Source organism: Aureimonas endophytica, from assembly GCF_014642635.1.
In the GTDB taxonomy this organism is placed as follows: Bacteria; Pseudomonadota; Alphaproteobacteria; order Rhizobiales; family Rhizobiaceae; genus Plantimonas; species Plantimonas endophytica.
Map to the genome: position 1 here is coordinate 749,156 of NZ_BMIQ01000002.1, position 15,959 is coordinate 765,114.

General features: G+C 68.0%; 13 protein-coding genes. 8 read left to right on the top strand and 5 right to left on the bottom strand.

All coding sequences use genetic code 11. The features are described from left to right. Window positions 1–5: 5 nt before the first annotated feature. From cysT to IEY14_RS09915, 5 genes are all read left to right on the top strand, one after another. Window positions 6–860, top strand: a complete 855-nt coding sequence (cysT, locus tag IEY14_RS09895) for a sulfate ABC transporter permease subunit CysT (RefSeq protein WP_188908024.1) — start codon at window positions 6–8, stop codon at window positions 858–860. Further along, window positions 850–1,746: a sulfate ABC transporter permease subunit CysW gene (gene cysW, locus IEY14_RS09900; protein ID WP_188908025.1), complete on the top strand. Its 897-nt coding sequence runs from the start codon at window positions 850–852 to the stop codon at window positions 1,744–1,746. Before cysT ends, cysW begins: the two co-directional genes overlap by 11 nt. A 14-nt stretch (window positions 1,747–1,760) precedes the next feature. After that, on the top strand, window positions 1,761–2,801 hold the full coding sequence (locus IEY14_RS09905) for a sulfate/molybdate ABC transporter ATP-binding protein (RefSeq protein WP_188908026.1): 1,041 nt from the start codon (window positions 1,761–1,763) through the stop codon (window positions 2,799–2,801). Between the two features lie 130 nt (window positions 2,802–2,931). Then, window positions 2,932–3,903 (top strand): nucleoside hydrolase, encoded by a 972-nt coding sequence (locus IEY14_RS09910; protein WP_188908027.1) that lies wholly within the window; start codon window positions 2,932–2,934, stop codon window positions 3,901–3,903. 333 nt (window positions 3,904–4,236) lie between these two features. Further along, window positions 4,237–6,729, top strand: a complete 2,493-nt coding sequence (locus IEY14_RS09915; protein WP_188908028.1) for a cation:proton antiporter — start codon at window positions 4,237–4,239, stop codon at window positions 6,727–6,729. A 204-nt stretch (window positions 6,730–6,933) separates the two neighbouring features. Here the strand turns inward: IEY14_RS09915 and efeO (IEY14_RS09920) are convergent, their stop codons facing one another. From efeO (IEY14_RS09920) to IEY14_RS09940, 5 genes are all read right to left on the bottom strand, one after another. Then, window positions 6,934–7,755 (bottom strand): iron uptake system protein EfeO, encoded by an 822-nt coding sequence (gene efeO, locus IEY14_RS09920; protein ID WP_188908029.1) that lies wholly within the window; start codon window positions 7,753–7,755, stop codon window positions 6,934–6,936. A gap of 15 nt (window positions 7,756–7,770) precedes the next feature. Beyond that, on the bottom strand, window positions 7,771–9,063 hold the full coding sequence (gene efeB, locus IEY14_RS09925) for an iron uptake transporter deferrochelatase/peroxidase subunit (protein ID WP_188908030.1): 1,293 nt from the start codon (window positions 9,061–9,063) through the stop codon (window positions 7,771–7,773). A gap of 2 nt (window positions 9,064–9,065) precedes the next feature. Next, window positions 9,066–10,274: an iron uptake system protein EfeO gene (efeO, locus tag IEY14_RS09930; protein ID WP_188908031.1), complete on the bottom strand. Its 1,209-nt coding sequence runs from the start codon at window positions 10,272–10,274 to the stop codon at window positions 9,066–9,068. A gap of 12 nt (window positions 10,275–10,286) precedes the next feature. Beyond that, window positions 10,287–11,138, bottom strand: coding sequence for an iron uptake transporter permease EfeU (efeU, locus tag IEY14_RS09935; RefSeq protein ID WP_188908032.1), 852 nt, complete (start codon window positions 11,136–11,138; stop codon window positions 10,287–10,289). Window positions 11,139–11,715: 577 nt separating this feature from the next. Next, the gene (locus IEY14_RS09940) at window positions 11,716–12,201 is read right to left on the bottom strand and encodes an acyltransferase (RefSeq protein ID WP_188908033.1); all 486 of its coding nucleotides are present in this window, start codon (window positions 12,199–12,201) and stop codon (window positions 11,716–11,718) included. A 181-nt stretch (window positions 12,202–12,382) separates the two neighbouring features. Between IEY14_RS09940 and IEY14_RS09945 the strand changes: the two genes are divergently transcribed. The 3 genes from IEY14_RS09945 to IEY14_RS09955 all read left to right on the top strand — a co-directional run bounded on the left by IEY14_RS09945 (window position 12,383) and on the right by IEY14_RS09955 (window position 15,915). Next, the gene (locus IEY14_RS09945; protein WP_210318331.1) at window positions 12,383–13,810 is read left to right on the top strand and encodes an O-antigen ligase family protein; all 1,428 of its coding nucleotides are present in this window, start codon (window positions 12,383–12,385) and stop codon (window positions 13,808–13,810) included. Window positions 13,811–14,041: 231 nt separating this feature from the next. Beyond that, window positions 14,042–14,542 (top strand): transglutaminase-like cysteine peptidase, encoded by a 501-nt coding sequence (locus tag IEY14_RS09950; protein ID WP_188908035.1) that lies wholly within the window; start codon window positions 14,042–14,044, stop codon window positions 14,540–14,542. A 173-nt stretch (window positions 14,543–14,715) separates the two neighbouring features. Next, the gene (locus tag IEY14_RS09955; protein WP_188908036.1) at window positions 14,716–15,915 is read left to right on the top strand and encodes a polysaccharide biosynthesis/export family protein; all 1,200 of its coding nucleotides are present in this window, start codon (window positions 14,716–14,718) and stop codon (window positions 15,913–15,915) included. Window positions 15,916–15,959 lie beyond the last annotated feature (44 nt).

The following is a 15,959-nucleotide window of genomic DNA, read 5'->3' on the forward strand; positions in this document are numbered from 1 at the left end:
ACTTGATGGCCGCATCGGCAAGGCGTGCCGTCTTTCGGCAGCCGAGCGTCGTCCCGGGTTTCGGGCTGGCGTTCGGCTTTACTCTGATCTACCTGACCCTCCTGGTGCTTTTGCCCCTGGCGGGTCTCCTCTTGCGGGCCTCCGGTATCGGCTGGAGCGAGTTCGTGGCCATCGCGCTCGACGCGCGCACCCTGGCGGCGATGCGGCTCACCTTCGGCGCCTCCTTCGCCGCCGCCACGATCAACGCGGTCTTCGGCCTGCTGCTCGCCTGGGTGCTGGTGCGCTACCGCTTTCCCGGCCGGCGCTTCGTCGATGCCGCGATCGACCTGCCCTTCGCCCTGCCGACGGCCGTCGCCGGCCTGACGCTCGCCGCGCTCTACAGCCGCGCCGGCTGGGTCGGGCAATATGCGACGCCCTTCGGCCTGAAGATCGCCTATACGCCGCTCGGCGTCGTGGTGGCGCTGACCTTCGTCAGCCTGCCCTTCATGGTGCGCACCGTGCAGCCGGTAATCGAGGAGATCGACCGCGAATACGAGGAAGCCGCCGCGACGCTCGGCGCGACGCGCTTCCAGACCATCACCCGCGTCATCCTGCCCTCGCTAATTCCGGCGATTCTCACCGGCTATGCGCTCGCCTTCGCCCGCGCCATCGGCGAATACGGCTCGGTGATCTTCATCGCCGGCAACCAGCCCTATGTCTCGGAAATCGTGCCGCTGCTCATCGTCTTCCGGCTGGAGGAATACAACTATGCCGGCGCGACGGCGATCGCGACGCTGATGCTCGCCGCGTCCTTCGCCATGCTCCTGGTCGTCAATCTCATCCAGGCCTGGAGCCGCAGGAGGTTCGGTCATGGCGCTTGAGAAGAGCTTCGAGGCCGCGCCCCCCGCCGGGCGCGCCGCCAAGCCGCGTCCCGTCACGTCCGAAACGGCGCTGACGCGCGGCCTCCTCATCGCCGCCGCGCTCGCCTTCCTCGCGCTCTTCCTGGCGCTGCCGCTCGTCTCGGTCTTCTACGAGGCGCTGCGCGACGGCTGGACCGGCTATTGGGAGGCGATCACCGAGGCGGACACCGTGGCCGCGATCCGCATGACGCTGACCGTCGCCGCCATCGCCGTGCCCTGCAATCTCGTCTTCGGCGTCGCCGCCGCCTGGGCCATCGCCAAGTTCGAGTTCAAGGGCAAGAGCCTGCTCATCACGCTCATCGATCTGCCCTTCTCGGTCTCGCCCGTCGTCGCCGGCCTCATCTATGTCATCATGTTCGGCGCGCAGGGCACCTTCGGCCCCTGGCTGGAGGCCCATGGCATCCGCATCGTCTTCGCGCTGCCGGGCATCGTGCTGGCGACGATCTTCGTCACCTTTCCCTTCGTCGCGCGCGAACTCATTCCGCTGATGCAGGAACAGGGCACCGGCGACGAGGAGGCCGCCGTCTCGCTGGGGGCGACCGGCTGGCAGACCTTCTGGCGCGTCACGCTGCCGAACGTGAAATGGGGCCTCCTCTACGGCGTCCTCCTGTGCAATGCCCGCGCCATGGGCGAGTTCGGCGCCGTCGCCGTCGTCTCCGGCCGCATCCGGGGCGAGACGAACACCATGCCGCTCCAGGTGGAGATCCTGTCCAACGAGTTCCCGGTCTCGGCCGCCTTCGCCGTCGCCTCGCTGCTCGCGCTCCTCGCCCTGGTGACGCTCTGCCTCAAAACCTTTCTCGAATGGCGCTATGCGGACGAGATGTCGGCGTCGCAGCCCGGACATTGACGAGTAGCTCGCCCATGGAAATCTCGGTCCGCAGCATCCGCAAGGAATTCGACCGCTATCCGGCCCTGCACGACGTCTCGCTCGACATCCGCTCGGGCGAGCTGATCGCGCTGCTCGGCCCGTCCGGTTCCGGCAAGACGACGCTGCTCCGCCTCATCGCCGGGCTCGAATTCCCGACGAGCGGCCAGATCTTCTTCGGCATGGACGACGCCTCGGCGAAGAGCGTGCAGGAGCGCAATGTCGGCTTCGTCTTCCAGCACTATGCGCTGTTCAAGCATATGACGATCGCCGAGAATATCGGCTTCGGCCTGTCGGTGCGCCCGAAGGCGACGCGCCCGGCCGCGGCGGAGATCCGGCGCCGCGCCTCCGAGCTCCTGGAGCTGATCCAGCTCCCCGGCCTCGACAAGCGCTTCCCGCGCCAGCTCTCCGGCGGCCAGCGCCAGCGCGTGGCGCTCGCCCGGGCGCTCGCCATCGAGCCTCGCGTCCTCCTGCTCGACGAGCCCTTCGGCGCGCTCGACGCCAAGGTGCGCAAGGATCTGCGCCGCTGGCTGCGCGAGCTGCACGACAAGACGAAGCACACGACCGTCTTCGTCACCCACGACCAGGAAGAGGCGCTGGAGCTCGCCGACCGCGTCGTGGTGATGAGCCAGGGCAAGATCGAGCAGGTCGGCACGGCGGACGACATCTACGACCGCCCGGCGACGCCCTTCGTCTTCTCCTTCATCGGCGAATCGAGCGAGATCCCGGTCATTGTGTCCGGCGGCCGCGTCAGCTTCGAGAACACGCTGCTCGGCATCGACGCGGAGGGGACGGCGGACGGCCCGGCGCGACTGTTCCTGCGGCCGCACGATCTCGAAGTCGTCGCCAACGGCGGTGGGGCGATCTCGGGCGAGGTGATGGTGGTGCGCCGCGCCGGCCCGGTGCGGCTGATCGAGATCGAGGTCGGCGCGGCGCGCCACCGCATCGAGATCGAGCTTCCGGCCGACGACGGCGAGCATCTCTCCGGCACCGTCCATGTCCGGCCGCGCCGATGGCGCCTGTTCCCGGCGGGATGATCCGCCGGACCGGGGAAGTCCCGTTCAGGAAGCGTTGAGCCTGCCACGCGATCCCGTGGTTTTCCGGTGCTCTCGCGCAATGCCTGTGGTATCGGCGCCCGGCCCAACCCTGGCTTGAGGAGCGTATGTCATGAGGACCCGCCACGTCATCTTCGATACCGATCCCGGCGTCGACGACGCGACGGCGCTGTTGTTCCTGCTGGCCGATCCGCAGATCGATCTTCTCGGCGTCACCAGCGTCTGGGGCAATGCCCATATCGAGACGACGACGCGCAACGCCTTGTTCCTGAAGGATCGTTTCGGCTTCGCCGCGCCGGTGACGCAAGGGGCGGCCGGCCCGATCACCGGCGCCGAGCCGGAGATCGATCCCTCGATCCACGGCGGGAACGGGCTCGGCGACATCGAGCTTCCGGGCGGGATCGCCGCGCGACCGGACCCGCGCCCGGCGCATCGCTTCATCATCGACACGGTGCGCGCCCGGCCTGGCGAGGTGACGATCCTGGCCGTCGGCCCGCTGACCAACCTCGCCCTCGCCCTGCGGGAAGACCCCGACTTCGCCCCCCTGGTGAAGGACGTGGTGATCATGGGCGGCGCCTTCGGCTTCAACGGCCATCTCGGCAATGTCACGCCGGCGGCGGAGGCCAATATCTGGAACGACCCGGAGGCCGCCGACGCCGTCTTCGCCGCCGACTGGCCGCTCGTCGCGATCGGGCTCGACGCGACCATGGAGACGATCATGCCGACGCGCTATCTCGCGGACCTGCGCGATGAGGCCGGCGCGATCGGCGAGTTCGTCTGGGACATCACGCGCGCCTATGCCGGCTTCTATCATAAGGTGATGGGCGTCGACGGCATCTTCGCCCATGATTCGCTGGCGGCCGCCTATCTGACGGCGCCCGAACTCGTCTCGACGCGCTCCGGCGCGATCCGCGTCGTGCTGGAGGGCTTCGCGCGCGGCCAGACAATCCAGCGCCCGGATTCGCGCAGCTTCGGAACGGACGGCTGGGAAGGGCGCCGGTCGCACACGATCGCGACGGATGTCGATGCCGAAGCCTTCCTGGAGTTCTACCGGCAACGGATGGTCGAACTCGCGCGCAAGTAGCGACGAGCAGTCGGAACAGCGCATGTCTCTCCCGGCAACGAGCGTGGTTTCCCGCGCTCGTGCCCTCGATCGTAGAGGGCTGGAAGGCGGGCGGCATGCCGGATCGTGCGGCCCGTGGCATCCGGCGCCCGGCATCCAGCTCCCGAGGTTCGGCGATCCGGCCGGGACGTGTGGCCGGGGCGGCGTCGTGGAACGCGGATAGGGAGAACGGCGCCAGTTCCTCCTTCGTCCGGCCGATCCTCTTCCCCCCCCATGGTCGGACCACGTCGACATTGCGTCGTGGCGCGGAGCTTTTTATCAAGGATTCCCGATCGTTCCCGGCCAGGGCTCCTCATGACGCTTCCGACCGCCGTCATTCTGTTCGTCGCGATCGTCGCACTCGGCGCCCTGGCGCAGCCGGCCGCCTTGCGCCTGCGCATTCCCGCCTCCGTCGTGCTCGCCTTCGTCGGCATCGTGGTCGGCTTCGCCAGCCATTACTCGCTCGCCCATCCGGGCGCGATCCTGCCGCTCGAATTCGCCGAGGCGATCACCAACCTGCCGATCGGCTCCTCGCTCTTCCTCTATGTCTTCCTGCCGACGCTGATCTTCCAGAGCGCGCTGCAGATCGACATCCACCGGGTGCGCGAGGATCTTCTGCCGATCCTGATCCTAGCCCTCGTCGCCGTGGTGGTCGCCACCTTCGGCGTCGCCTTCGCCATCGCGCCCTTCGCCAATGTGCCGCTCTTCGCCTGCCTGATCCTCGCCGCGCTGGTCGCCACCACCGATCCGGTGGCGGTGATCGGCATCTTCAAGGATGTCGGCGCGCCGGAGCGTCTGACGCGGCTCGTCGAGGGGGAAAGCCTCTTCAACGACGCGGCGGCGATCTCGCTCTTCCTCGTCTTCACCGGCGCGCTGCTGGAGCCCGGCGCCTTCCGCCTGTCGGAAGCGCTCCTGTCCTTCGTCGTCATGCCGATCGGCGGCGCGGCGCTCGGCTTCGTCCTGTCCTGGGCGCTGCTCTTCCTCCTCCGCTTCGTGCCGGACGACCGGCTCGCCGCCATTTCGCTGTCGCTGGCCGTGCCCTTCGTCGCCTTCTGGGTGGCCGAGCACGAGTTCCACGTCTCGGGCATCATCGCCCTCGTCGTCGCCGGCATCACGCTCGCCTCGCTGGCGCCCGGCCGGATGACGCCGGAAATCTGGCGCTATCTCCAGGACATCTGGGAGCAGCTCGCGGCCTGGTCGGCGGTGCTGATCTTCTTCATGACGGCGCTGCTCGTGCCGAAACTCGTCGCCGGGGCGCAATGGTCGGATTTCGGCCTTCTGGCGATCCTCTTCGTCGCGGCGCTCGCCGCGCGGGCCGTGATCCTCTACGGCCTGTTTCCACTCCTGTCGCGGCTCGACCTGACGCCGCCGCTCACCGCCCCCTTCCGGCTCGTGACGCTCTGGGGCGGCCTGCGCGGCTCGATGACCCTGGCGCTGGCGCTCGCCGTCACCGAGAACCCGGCGATGCCGCCCTCCATCGCCGCTTTCGTCGCGACGCTCGCCACCGGCTACACGCTGCTCACCCTCTTCGTGCAGGGCACGACGCTGCGCTGGCTGATCCAGCGCCTCGGCCTCACCGAACTGCCGGGCGTCGACCGGGCGGTGCGCGACATCGCGCTCGACGCGACCTCGGCGCGCGTCGCCGCCCTGTCGCGCGAGATGGCGGAGCGCTTCGGGGCGAAGAGCGGCGAGGCCTGCGCCGCACCCGAGACCAGCCTGGACGGGATGCGCGCCGATGGCGGGGCGGAGGGGCTGAGCGCCGAGGAGCGCGCGACGCTCGCCCTCATCTCGCTGACGGCGCGCGAGCGCGATCTCATCCTCAGCCATTTCGCCCGGCGCACCGTCTCGCCCTCCATCGCCCGCTGGCTCGTTTCCGACGCGCGCCGCCGGCTCGACGCCGTGCGCGCCTCCGGCGCCGCCGGCTATCGCGAGATCACCGCCGACGAGACCGCCTTCATCTGGCTCGACCGCGTCGCGGTGACGCTGCAGCGGCGCTTCGGCATCAACCGGCCGCTCGGCCGCCGCCTCGCGGCGCGTTTCCAGAAGCTGATGGAAACGGTGCTGATCCTCGACGATCTCCTGTCCTTCGCCGAGACCGGCGTCCAGCCGGTGCTGGGCGCCGAGGCGGCGGAGGCGGCCCGCGCGCTGGTCGCCGAGCGGCGCGAGCAGCTCGACCGCGAGATCGCGGCCGTGCGCCTGCAATATCCGCAATATGTGCGCGAACTGGAGCGCTGGATCATCGACCGCTCGCTCCATGCGCTGGAGCTCGCCGAGATCGCCGACATGCGGGCGACGGGCCTCATCAACCAGGAGGTCGAGCGCGATGCGCTGAAGGGGCTGAACGACCGGCGCGGGCCGGCGCTGCGCAGCCCCGATCTCGATCTCAGCGTCGATTCCCGCGAGCTTCTCGATCAGTGCAGCCTCTTCGCGCCGCTCGGCGAGGCGGACAAGACGGAACTGGCGCGCCTGCTTCGGCCGAGCTTCGAGGTGCCGGGCATTCCGATCATCACGCGCGGCGAGCGCGGCATGGACGCCTATTTCATCTCGTCCGGGGCGGTGGAGATCGATACCGGCACCGGCCGGCACCGGCTGGGGCGCGGCGACTTCTTCGGCGAGCTGGCGCTGCTTTTCGACGTGCGCCGCACCGCCACGGTGCGGGCCATCGCCTATTCCACCATGCTGCGCCTGTCGAAGGTGGATTTCGACGCCTTCCTCGCGACACATCCGGACCTGCGCAAGAGCATCGAGGCGATCGGCCAGAGCCGCCTCGCCGAGAATGCGCGCACCGATCCGGTGGCGGCGGAATAAAAACCGCGACCCGCCCTTGTGGTCTGAAAGAGGCGTTCCCATATCGGGTTCAACGCGCTCCGGCCCGCAAGGGTCTTGTCGAGTGCGATGAGTCCCCGATGCCGCCCGACCACGGATGTACTGGCGCGGCGAGGGTCGGGGACGAAGAGAAGCCGCCGGATTTCATTCGGCGGCTTTTGCTTTTTCCGGAGCGCTCCGTAGCGTTCAGTTGAGGCCGAGCTTGCCGCGCAGCGTCGAGAGATCCTCGGCCAGCGTGTTGACATTGGCGGCCAGCACCTTGCGGTCCTCGTCCGTCAGCTTGTCATAGGTGGCGAAGCCTTCGCCCTGGCGGTATTTGGCCAGCGTCGTGTCGACCGTCGTGAAGCTCGTATCGACCTTCGTCACGAAGGCGGCGTCGTTCTTCTCGATCAGCGGCCGGACGAGATCGAAGATCTTGCGCGAGCCGTCGAAATTGGCCTTGAAGTCCCAGAGGTCAGTATGGCTGTAGCGATCCTCCTCGCCGGAGATCTTGGTCGCCGCCACTTCCTCCATCAGAGCCGCCGCGCCGCCCACCACCTTTTCCGGCGGCAGAGCCAGCTCGCCGATGCGCGTCTCGAGATCGGCGACATCCGCCATCAGCTTCTCGGCGACCGGCGCCAGGCCCTCCGTCGAATTCTCGGCGAAGAGACCGTGCTCGAGCTTGTGGAAGCCGATGAAGCCCGGGTCCTTCTCCGCCTGCTCGTGATCGTCGGCGCGCGAGTCGATCGAGGCGTCAAGATCGCTGAACAGCTCGGCGATCGGCTCCACCGCCTCGTAGCTCATGCGCGTCGGCGCGAAGAGCGCCTTCGCCTGGGCCAGGTCGCCGGCCTTGACCGCATCGGTGAAGGTCTTGGTATCCTTCGTCAATTGCTCAAGTTTTTCGGCAACGTAGATCTTATATTCGGCCACCGGCTGGACGATGTCGAGCGGCGACACCTTGGCCATCGCCAGTCCGGGAAGCGCGACGAGGGCGAGGAGGGCGGTGCCCGTCTTCAGGCGCTGCATCATCGGCATAGGCTCCTTTCAGGATTTGGCCGCCGCCGCGTCGAGCAGCGTCCGGCCGAGGAAATCGGTCTCGTCCCGCACCCCGGGCAGGGTGAAGAAATACCCGCCGCCGACAGGCTTGATGTATTCCTCCAACGGCTCGCCATCGAGCTTCTTCTGGACGGCGATGAAGCCGGCCTCCAGATCGCGCTGATAGGCGATGAAGAGGAGGCCCTGGTCGAGCTGGCCGTTCTTCGTCACCCCGTTCGAATAGTTGAAGGGGCGGCGCAGGATGAGATGGCGCTCGGCTTCGGCGTTCCGCGCGTTGGCGAGGCGGATATGGGCGTCGAGCGGCGTCGCGGCCTCCGGCGGCTCGGCGGCATAGTCGGGCGCGTCCGCCTCGGTCCGGCCGTGGAAGGGGGCGCCGCTCGCCTTGCGCCGGCCGATGATCCGCTCCTGCTCGCCGAGCGGCGTGCGGTCCCAGCGCTCGACGAAATTGCGGATGATCCGCACGGCCTGATAGGTGCCGCCCGTCGCCCAGGCGGGTTCGGAGGCGTCGTCGCGCCCGACCCAGACGACGCGCTCCATCACGGCGCCGTCGGTCGAATCGGGATTGGCCGAGCCGTCGCGGAAGCCGAGGAAGTTGCGGGCGCTTTCCGGCGGCGCGCCGGGCTTGCGCTGCAGGATCGGCACCGCGCCTTCCTGCTTCCAGCGGATGACCAGGAGATCGGGCAGCGTCTTGATGATGTCGCGCAGCGCGTGGATCGTCGCGTCCGGCGTGTTGGCGCAGATCTGGATCGAGAGATCGCCGTGGCAGAGCTCGGCATTCAGCGCGTCGTTCGGGAATTTCGTCATCCGCTGCAACGTCGCCGGCTTCAGCGGCGCCAGCCATTCGCGGCCCGTGAAGAAGGACGCGCCGAGCGACAGGGTGACGGTGAGATTGTCCGGCGCGATCACCGGGCCGAGAATGCCGGAATCGGCGGGGGGCAGGCGGGGATCGGCCTCCGGCACCGGCCCGCCCGCCATCAGGAAGCGGAACCGCTCGGTCAGGCCGCGGAACAGCCGTTCCACCTCGGCCGGGCTCTTCGCCAGGACGTCGAAGGCGGCGATCATGCCGGCGGCGGGGCGCGGCGTCACGATGCCCGGCTGATGCTCGCCGAAGAAAGGCTGGACCCGCGCCGCCTCGTCGCTTTCCGGCGCGTTCGCCACCTGGCCGCCGCGCGGCGCGGCGGCGCCGGCGGGCCGAAGCGTCATTGCCGCCGCGCCGCCGGCGGCGCCGAGAAGCAGGCCCCGGCGGCTGGTGCGGAGCGGGGAGGGGCTGTCGGTCGCCATCGTCAGGATGCCTTGGCTTCGTCGCTCGACACGGCCTCGCCGAGGGCGGTCAGCGCGTCGGCAAGGGCGCGGGCCTTCTCGGCCAGCGCCGTGCGCCGGCCCGTGTCGATCGTGTCATAGGCGGGGAAGCCGGCGGCGCCGCGCAAGCCGGCGACCTCGGTCTGGAGCGCGGCGAGACGGGTCTCCACCTCGCCGAACTTCGCTGGCGCATTCTCCGCCGCCACGGGCTTCAGCAGCGCGACGATCTTGGCGACGCCGGCAAGCTCGGCCTCGAAATCGGCAAGGTCCGTCTTCGCATAGAGCGCCTCGCCGGCGGGGATGCGCGTTTCGGCGAGAGTGGCGAGAACGCGGACCGCGCCGTCGAACATGTCGCTCGGCGCGAGCTTCGTCGCGCGCAGCCGGTCCTTCAGGGCGGCGGCGTCCGTGATGAGCTTCGCGGAGACGGTGTCGAGGCCGGTGAGGTCGCCGGTGCCGAAGAGGCCATATTCGATGTGATGGAAGCCGGTGAAGCCGGCATCCGCCTCGCGCTTCTCGAAATAGGCGGCGACGGGATCGATGGCGTTCTCGAGATCGGCGAAGCGGGTGGCGACGGGCGCGAGATGGAGGAAGGGCGCGCGCGCCTCCGGATAGAGCGCCTTGGCCCGCTCGGCGTCGCCGGCCTTGATCGCCTCGCCGAGCGCCGCCGCGCCCTTCGCGAAATTGCCGGCCTCCCGCGCCAGATAGACCTGATATTCCGCGAGCGGACCGATGAAGGCGACGAGGTCGGGGCGCGCGGCATCGGGCGCGGCGGCGGAGGGCGTCACCGTCAGCGTGCCGCGCGGATTGCTGAGCAGGCCGCAAGTGATCGCATAGGTGCCGGGCTTCAGCTTGGCGCCCATCGCCTGGGTGAGGCCGGGCGCGATGTTCTCGCGCTCCTCCACCACCATCACGCCGTCGAGAATCTCCCATTCCACGGCGCGATCCGTGGCATTGACGATGCGGAACTCGGCGCGGCCGGCCGGCACGGTGAGCGCGTTCGGCTGGCAGGCGCCGTCGCGAAGCGTCACGGTGACGGCGCCTTGGCCGTCGCCCTTGGCGGCGCCCGCCTTCAGCGAGGCGAAATAGAAGGCGCCGCCGCCGGCGAGCATCAGCAGCGCCGCGCCCGCGACGGCGAGGCCCATGAAGCGGCCGGGACCGCGGCCCGCCGCGCCGTTCCGATCAGGAGAAGACATTGGCGATCGTCCTCAGCGCAGGGCCGGCGCGGGCGTGGCGGAGCGCGGCGCCGCGCTCTTCGCCGCCACCGGGCGCAGGAACAGGAACAGCGCACCCGCCAGGAAGGCGAGATAGGCGAGGACCTCGCCGAGGCGCGGATCGTCCATATAGCCGAAGAGGCCGGACAGGATCGTGCCGGCGGTGCCGTCTTCCGGCAGCACCGCGCTGAGATCGGCGACGACGGACTGGAGATGGTTCCAGAGCCCGGCCTCGTGCAGATGGCGGATCGAGCCGGCGAAGAGGCCGGCCGCGACGACGAGGATGAAGATGCCCGTCCAGCGGAAGAAACGGGCGAGATCGAGCCGGACGCCGCCGACATAGATGCCGTAACCGAGAAGACCCGAGACGGCGATGCCGGCGAGCGCGCCGAGCGGCGCCGCCGCGCCGGGGCTCTGCTGGAACAGCGCCAGAAGGAAGAAGACCGATTCCAGCCCTTCCCGCGCCACCGCGAAGAAGACGAGCCCGACGAGAGCCAGACCGCGCGTGCGCGAGCCGGACAGGGCCGCGTCGATCGAGGACTGGAGCTGCGCCCGGATGGAGCGCGCCGCCTGCCGCATCCAGAGGACCATGGAGGTGAGCATCGCCACCGCGACGAAGCCGACAATGGCCTCGAACAGTTCCTGCAGGCGCTGCGGGAACTCGGCGCTGACGAGCTGGAGCCCCGCGCCGACGAAGAGCGCCAGCGCCACCGCAAGAAAGATGCCGATCCAGACCATCGGCATCCAGTCGCGGCGGCCCGTGCGCGCCAGATAGCCGGCGACGATGCCGACGATCAGCGACGCCTCCAACCCCTCGCGGAGCATGATGAGAAACGGAACGAGCATGGAGGCGGCATCCACAACGGCGCGCGAGGACGACGAAAACTTGTTGCGGTTTCCTTAGTCTCTTCTCAAAAGACCAGCAATAACAATGTTTTAGAACATTTCTAAGTTATGCGTCGCGTCTGGAAAAGCTCAATGATTGCCGTATGTTGAGCAGAAATATCCGAATTTCGGCCCCGAGGCGGCCGATCGCGGCGCTCTGGGGCGGCCCGGATTTCGCCGGCCGACCCTGTGCACTGCACACCCAGCCTGGCGCCAGCCTGGAGGATCAGGATCGGCAGGATCGCAGCCGGAAGTTGATCGCAAGGCCGTGATTGGCGGAATCGGGAACCGATCCCGATATGGAAACGTAAGCATTTATCGAAAAATTCGGGGGCCGACCGAAAGTAAATCGCAATGGCTAGGATGCATTATCAGGGCTGGGACCACAGCCACAGGACATCGCACATGATCATGGCGCAGGAACATACGGCTTCCGGCGACCGTTTGACGGGAAGTGTGATCCGAATTGCGGCGGTGGCCTTTTGCGCGACCTTCTGGGTGGGCGTCGCCATGTGGCTCCTCTAAGGTCAATCGGAATTCACCATCCCGCTCTATCGGCTTCGGCCGTCGGTTCGGACCCTTCTTCCTGTGCCGTCGAGGGCGGGTTGAAGCGGCCATAGGGGCCGACGTCGATCCGCGACCGGATGACGCGGGCCGGATTGCCCGCGACGAGGCTTCGCGCCGGGACGTCCTTCGTCACCACGCTGCCGGCGCCGACCACGCAGCCGTCGCCGATCGTCACGCCCGGCAGCACGATGCTGCGCGCGCCGATGAAGCAGCATCGCCCGATGCGGGTATGGCCGTAGAGGCGCCGCGTCGTGTCATGCGTGAGGATCGCGGCGTCGAAGGCGATATAGCTCTCCGCCCCGACATGGATGCCCTGCGGATAGGTGCGGTCGAAGCGCGCCGCGAGGGAGAAGGTCGCCCGCGGATGGATGTCCATGCCCCAGAGGCGTGTCAGATAGAGCCGCTTCGCTTCAACGAGAACTTCCCTTACGCCAAGAAGGCGGTTCAGACTGGGCATCGGCGGCCTCGCGGAAGATGACGCGCCGCTTCGACGCCCCTCGCCGGACGGGATATAGTGGAGTCGGGCGTCGCGGCCCGCTCTCCGAAACGGAAGATTGTCGTGGCTTTTACGAAAATCCTATAGGACAAGCCCGACGTCCCGAGAAAGCGGGCGGGTCGGGTGTCGAGGCGGACGGCGTATGCGGACAGTTGAAGCGCTCTACTTGGAAGAGCGCCCGCGACCTTCGGATGTGTCCTGGCGGAAGTTCGGGCGTGGCGTCCTGCGTTTCTTTCTGTTCGCGGTGCTGCTGGTCGGGCTCGTGCCCTTCGGTGCCACCGGCCCCTTCGCCATGCCGATCATGGGCCTGTTCGCGGCGAGCGCCGCGCTTCTCTCGCTGCCGCTCGGCCATCCGGGTCGCCGGACCCGGCTCCTGGAACTGCTCGCCATTCTCGTCGGCGGCGGCCTTTGCTTCTATGCGATGCTGCAGGCAACGGGCTACGGTGCCGTGCTGGCGCCGCACCCGGTCTGGGCCGAGGCTTCGGCCGTGCTCGGCCGGCCGCTGGACGCGGTCGCGTCGATCGCGCCGTCGCTGACCTATTCCTCCCTGTCGGTCCTCCTCGCACCCTTTCTCATGTTCGTCGCCGGATTGCGGGCCTGCGGCAACGACGAGGACGCGCTCGCGATCCTGCGGGCGCTCGCACTGATCGGCGGCGGCGTCGCCTTTTTCGGCGTCATCCAGTTCGCGGTCGCGCCGTCCTCGCTGCTTCTTGTGGAAAAGACCGCCTATCTCGACAGTCTCACCGCCGTCTTCGTCAATCGCAACAGCGCGGCGACCTATCTCGGCGGCACGGCGCTCCTGGCGCTCGCGCTCATCCGCCACGAGCTGCGAGGGATCGGCCTGCGCGCCTCGCTGAGCGCCATCGTCGCGCCGGCGCGGCGGGTGCGCCGCAACTGGTGGCTGCTCGTCTATCTCGGGGTGCTCGGCTTCGCGCTGCTCGCGCTTCTCCAGACGAAGTCGCGGGCCGGTCTCGCCTGTTCGGGTCTGGGGATCCTCGCCTTCGTCACCATCGTCGCCTTCCGCAAGGGGCGCCGCCGCGCCGTCCTCGGCTCGTTCGGCGCGCTGATCCTCGGCAGTCTGGCGCTGGGCGCGCTCGTCGCCGTCTTCGGTCGCCAGACCTGGTACCGCATCGAGGTCAAGGGTCTGGACGACGCGCGTTTCTGCGTCTTCCCGAACATCTGGGAAGCCGCGCGGGCCGCCTGGCCTGTCGGCACCGGGCTCGGCACGTTCGAACTCGTTTTTCCCGCCTATCGCGATCCGGCCTGCGGCATCTACGAAGTCTGGGACCGGGCCCATAATTTCTTTCTCGAAGGCATGATCGTCCTGGGGGCCGCCTTCTGGGCCGCCCTGGCCGCGACGCTCGCGATCCTCGTCGGCGTCTTCCTCTTCGGTTTGCGGCGGCGGCGGCGCCTGCGCTTCGCTCCGGCTCTCGGCCTCGCGATGCTGCTGCTGCTCGTCGCGCATGACACGCTGGACTTCTCGCTGCAGATCCCCGGCATCGCGCTCAATGCCGCGCTGCTCTTCGCCGCCTGCTGCGCCATCTCGCTCCGCCGCCGAGTCGCGGCTTAGTATCCGAAGCAGACAATTCCCTTAAGATTTGTATAAATGGCGGGGGCCGAATCTTACGTCGCTTCAGGACGGGAGGGCTAGCCTTCCCTCATCGAGTGTTTCGGGCTTGGTGAGATGCCTTGGTCTAAATCAATTCTGCGCAGTTTCTGCGCCGTCGCGACGTTGCTTCCGCCCACGATCGCGGCAGCCGCGCCTGTCGGCCTGGAAGGGCTGCGCGCGGGACGGAGCCTGATGGAGGCGAGCCAGCCGACCCTCGCGCCCTTCGCCCATGTCATGTTCTGCAAGCGCAATCCCGCCGACTGCCAGGCGGACGGGCGCGGCGACGTTTCGGTTCAGGCGACGCCCCAGGCGCTGCAGACGATCCGCGCGATCAACGGCGAGGTCAATCGCGCGATCCGGGCGGTCAACGATCCGCCGGGTCCGCTCGGCGACGTCTGGACACTTGCGCCGAAGAAGGGGGACTGCGACGATTATGCGGTGACCAAGCGGCATCGCCTGATCGCGGCGGGCATTCCCGTCGCCGCCCTCCGGCTGGTCGTGGCCCGCACCCGCAGCGGCGAAGGCCATGCCGTGGTGCTGGTGCGCACCAACGACGGCGATCTCGTCCTCGACAATCGGACGAGCAAGATTCGCCCCTGGGGCGAAACGGATCTTACCCTGATGAAACTGCAGTCGGGCGAGGATCCGCGACGCTGGGTGGCCCCCGATCAGGCGCTCGCGCTGCGACGATAATCTTCGGTCTTATGACTCAGATGTTGAGCGAAGCCTGGATGCAACGCCGTGTCGTATTTAGGCAACATCCGTTTACCATTTTCGCTAAAATTCGCGGCTTCGGTTACGAAATCTGACACAATCCAGCTTCGCGACTGCTAAGAGGGCGACACTTAGGGGTTTGAGCGAGCATCATGGTCCTTGTGTCCAAATCTGTCACCGTCTCGGGTCTCGCCCTGCTGTTAGGGCTGGCGGGCTGCAGCACGCTGCCGCGAGCCGGGCCGGACGAGAGGGCGATCGAGAGTTCCGCCGCCATCAAGGTCGGCTACGGCCAGGGCGATGCCAAGAAGGTCGGGCTCGACTATGTCCTCGTCGACATGAACCGCCAGCTTCTGCCCTTCTTCCAGACGGCGCCGCGCAGCTCGATCAGCGAGGGTTTCGGCGGTCGCGGCGGTGCGCCGGACACGGTGATCGGCGTCGGCGACATCGTCCAGGTCTCGATCTTCGAATCGTCCTCGGGCGGTCTGTTCATTCCGTCCGATGCGGGATCCCGTCCGGGCAACTATATCACCCTTCCGTCGCAGACCGTGGACAGTTCCGGCACGATCTCCGTGCCCTATGCCGGGCGCATCCGGGTCGTCGGCCGCACCCCGCAGGCCGTGCAGGGTGAAATCGACAACACGCTGGCCAATCGCGCCATCGAGCCGCAGAGCCTCGTGACGATCATGGAGAATCGTTCGCGCCAGGTGGCGGTGCTCGGCGACGTGAACCTGCCGGCCAAGCTCGACATTAATCCGGCCGGCGAGCGCGTGCTCGACGTGATCGCGCGGGCCGGTGGCCTCGCGACCCCGGGCGTCGAGACCTATATCACGATGCAGCGGCGCGGCCGCGAGGCGACCGTTCTCTTCTCCGACCTGATCAAGAACGCCAAGGAGAACGTCTTCGTCGCGCCCGGCGATACGATCTATGTCAATCGCGAGCGGCGCACCTATCTCGCCTTCGGCGCCGCCGGCCTCAACGGCCGCATCGATTTCGAGGAATCGAACCTGACGCTCGGCGAGGCGCTCGGCAAGGCCGGCGGTCTGCTCGACGGCCGGGCCGACCCGGCGCAGGTCTTCCTGTATCGCGAGGTCGACCGTTCGACGCTGCGGCAGATGAATGTCGATGTGTCGCGCTACAAGGGCGATCGCATTCCGGTCATCTTCCGGGCCAATCTGCGCGATCCGGCGATGTTCTTCGTCGTCCAGCGTTTCCCGATGTCCGACAAGGACATTATCTATGTCTCGAACTCCGACTCGACCGAGGTCTCGAAGTTCCTCAGTATCATCACCCAGGTGACGGGTTCCGCGTCGACGGTGGCCAGTGACGTTACGGTCACACGGCGCGGGTTTTAACGAGTTCGTCTCGGCTGAGTAGTGGTCGAGACAAGTCGCGGTGG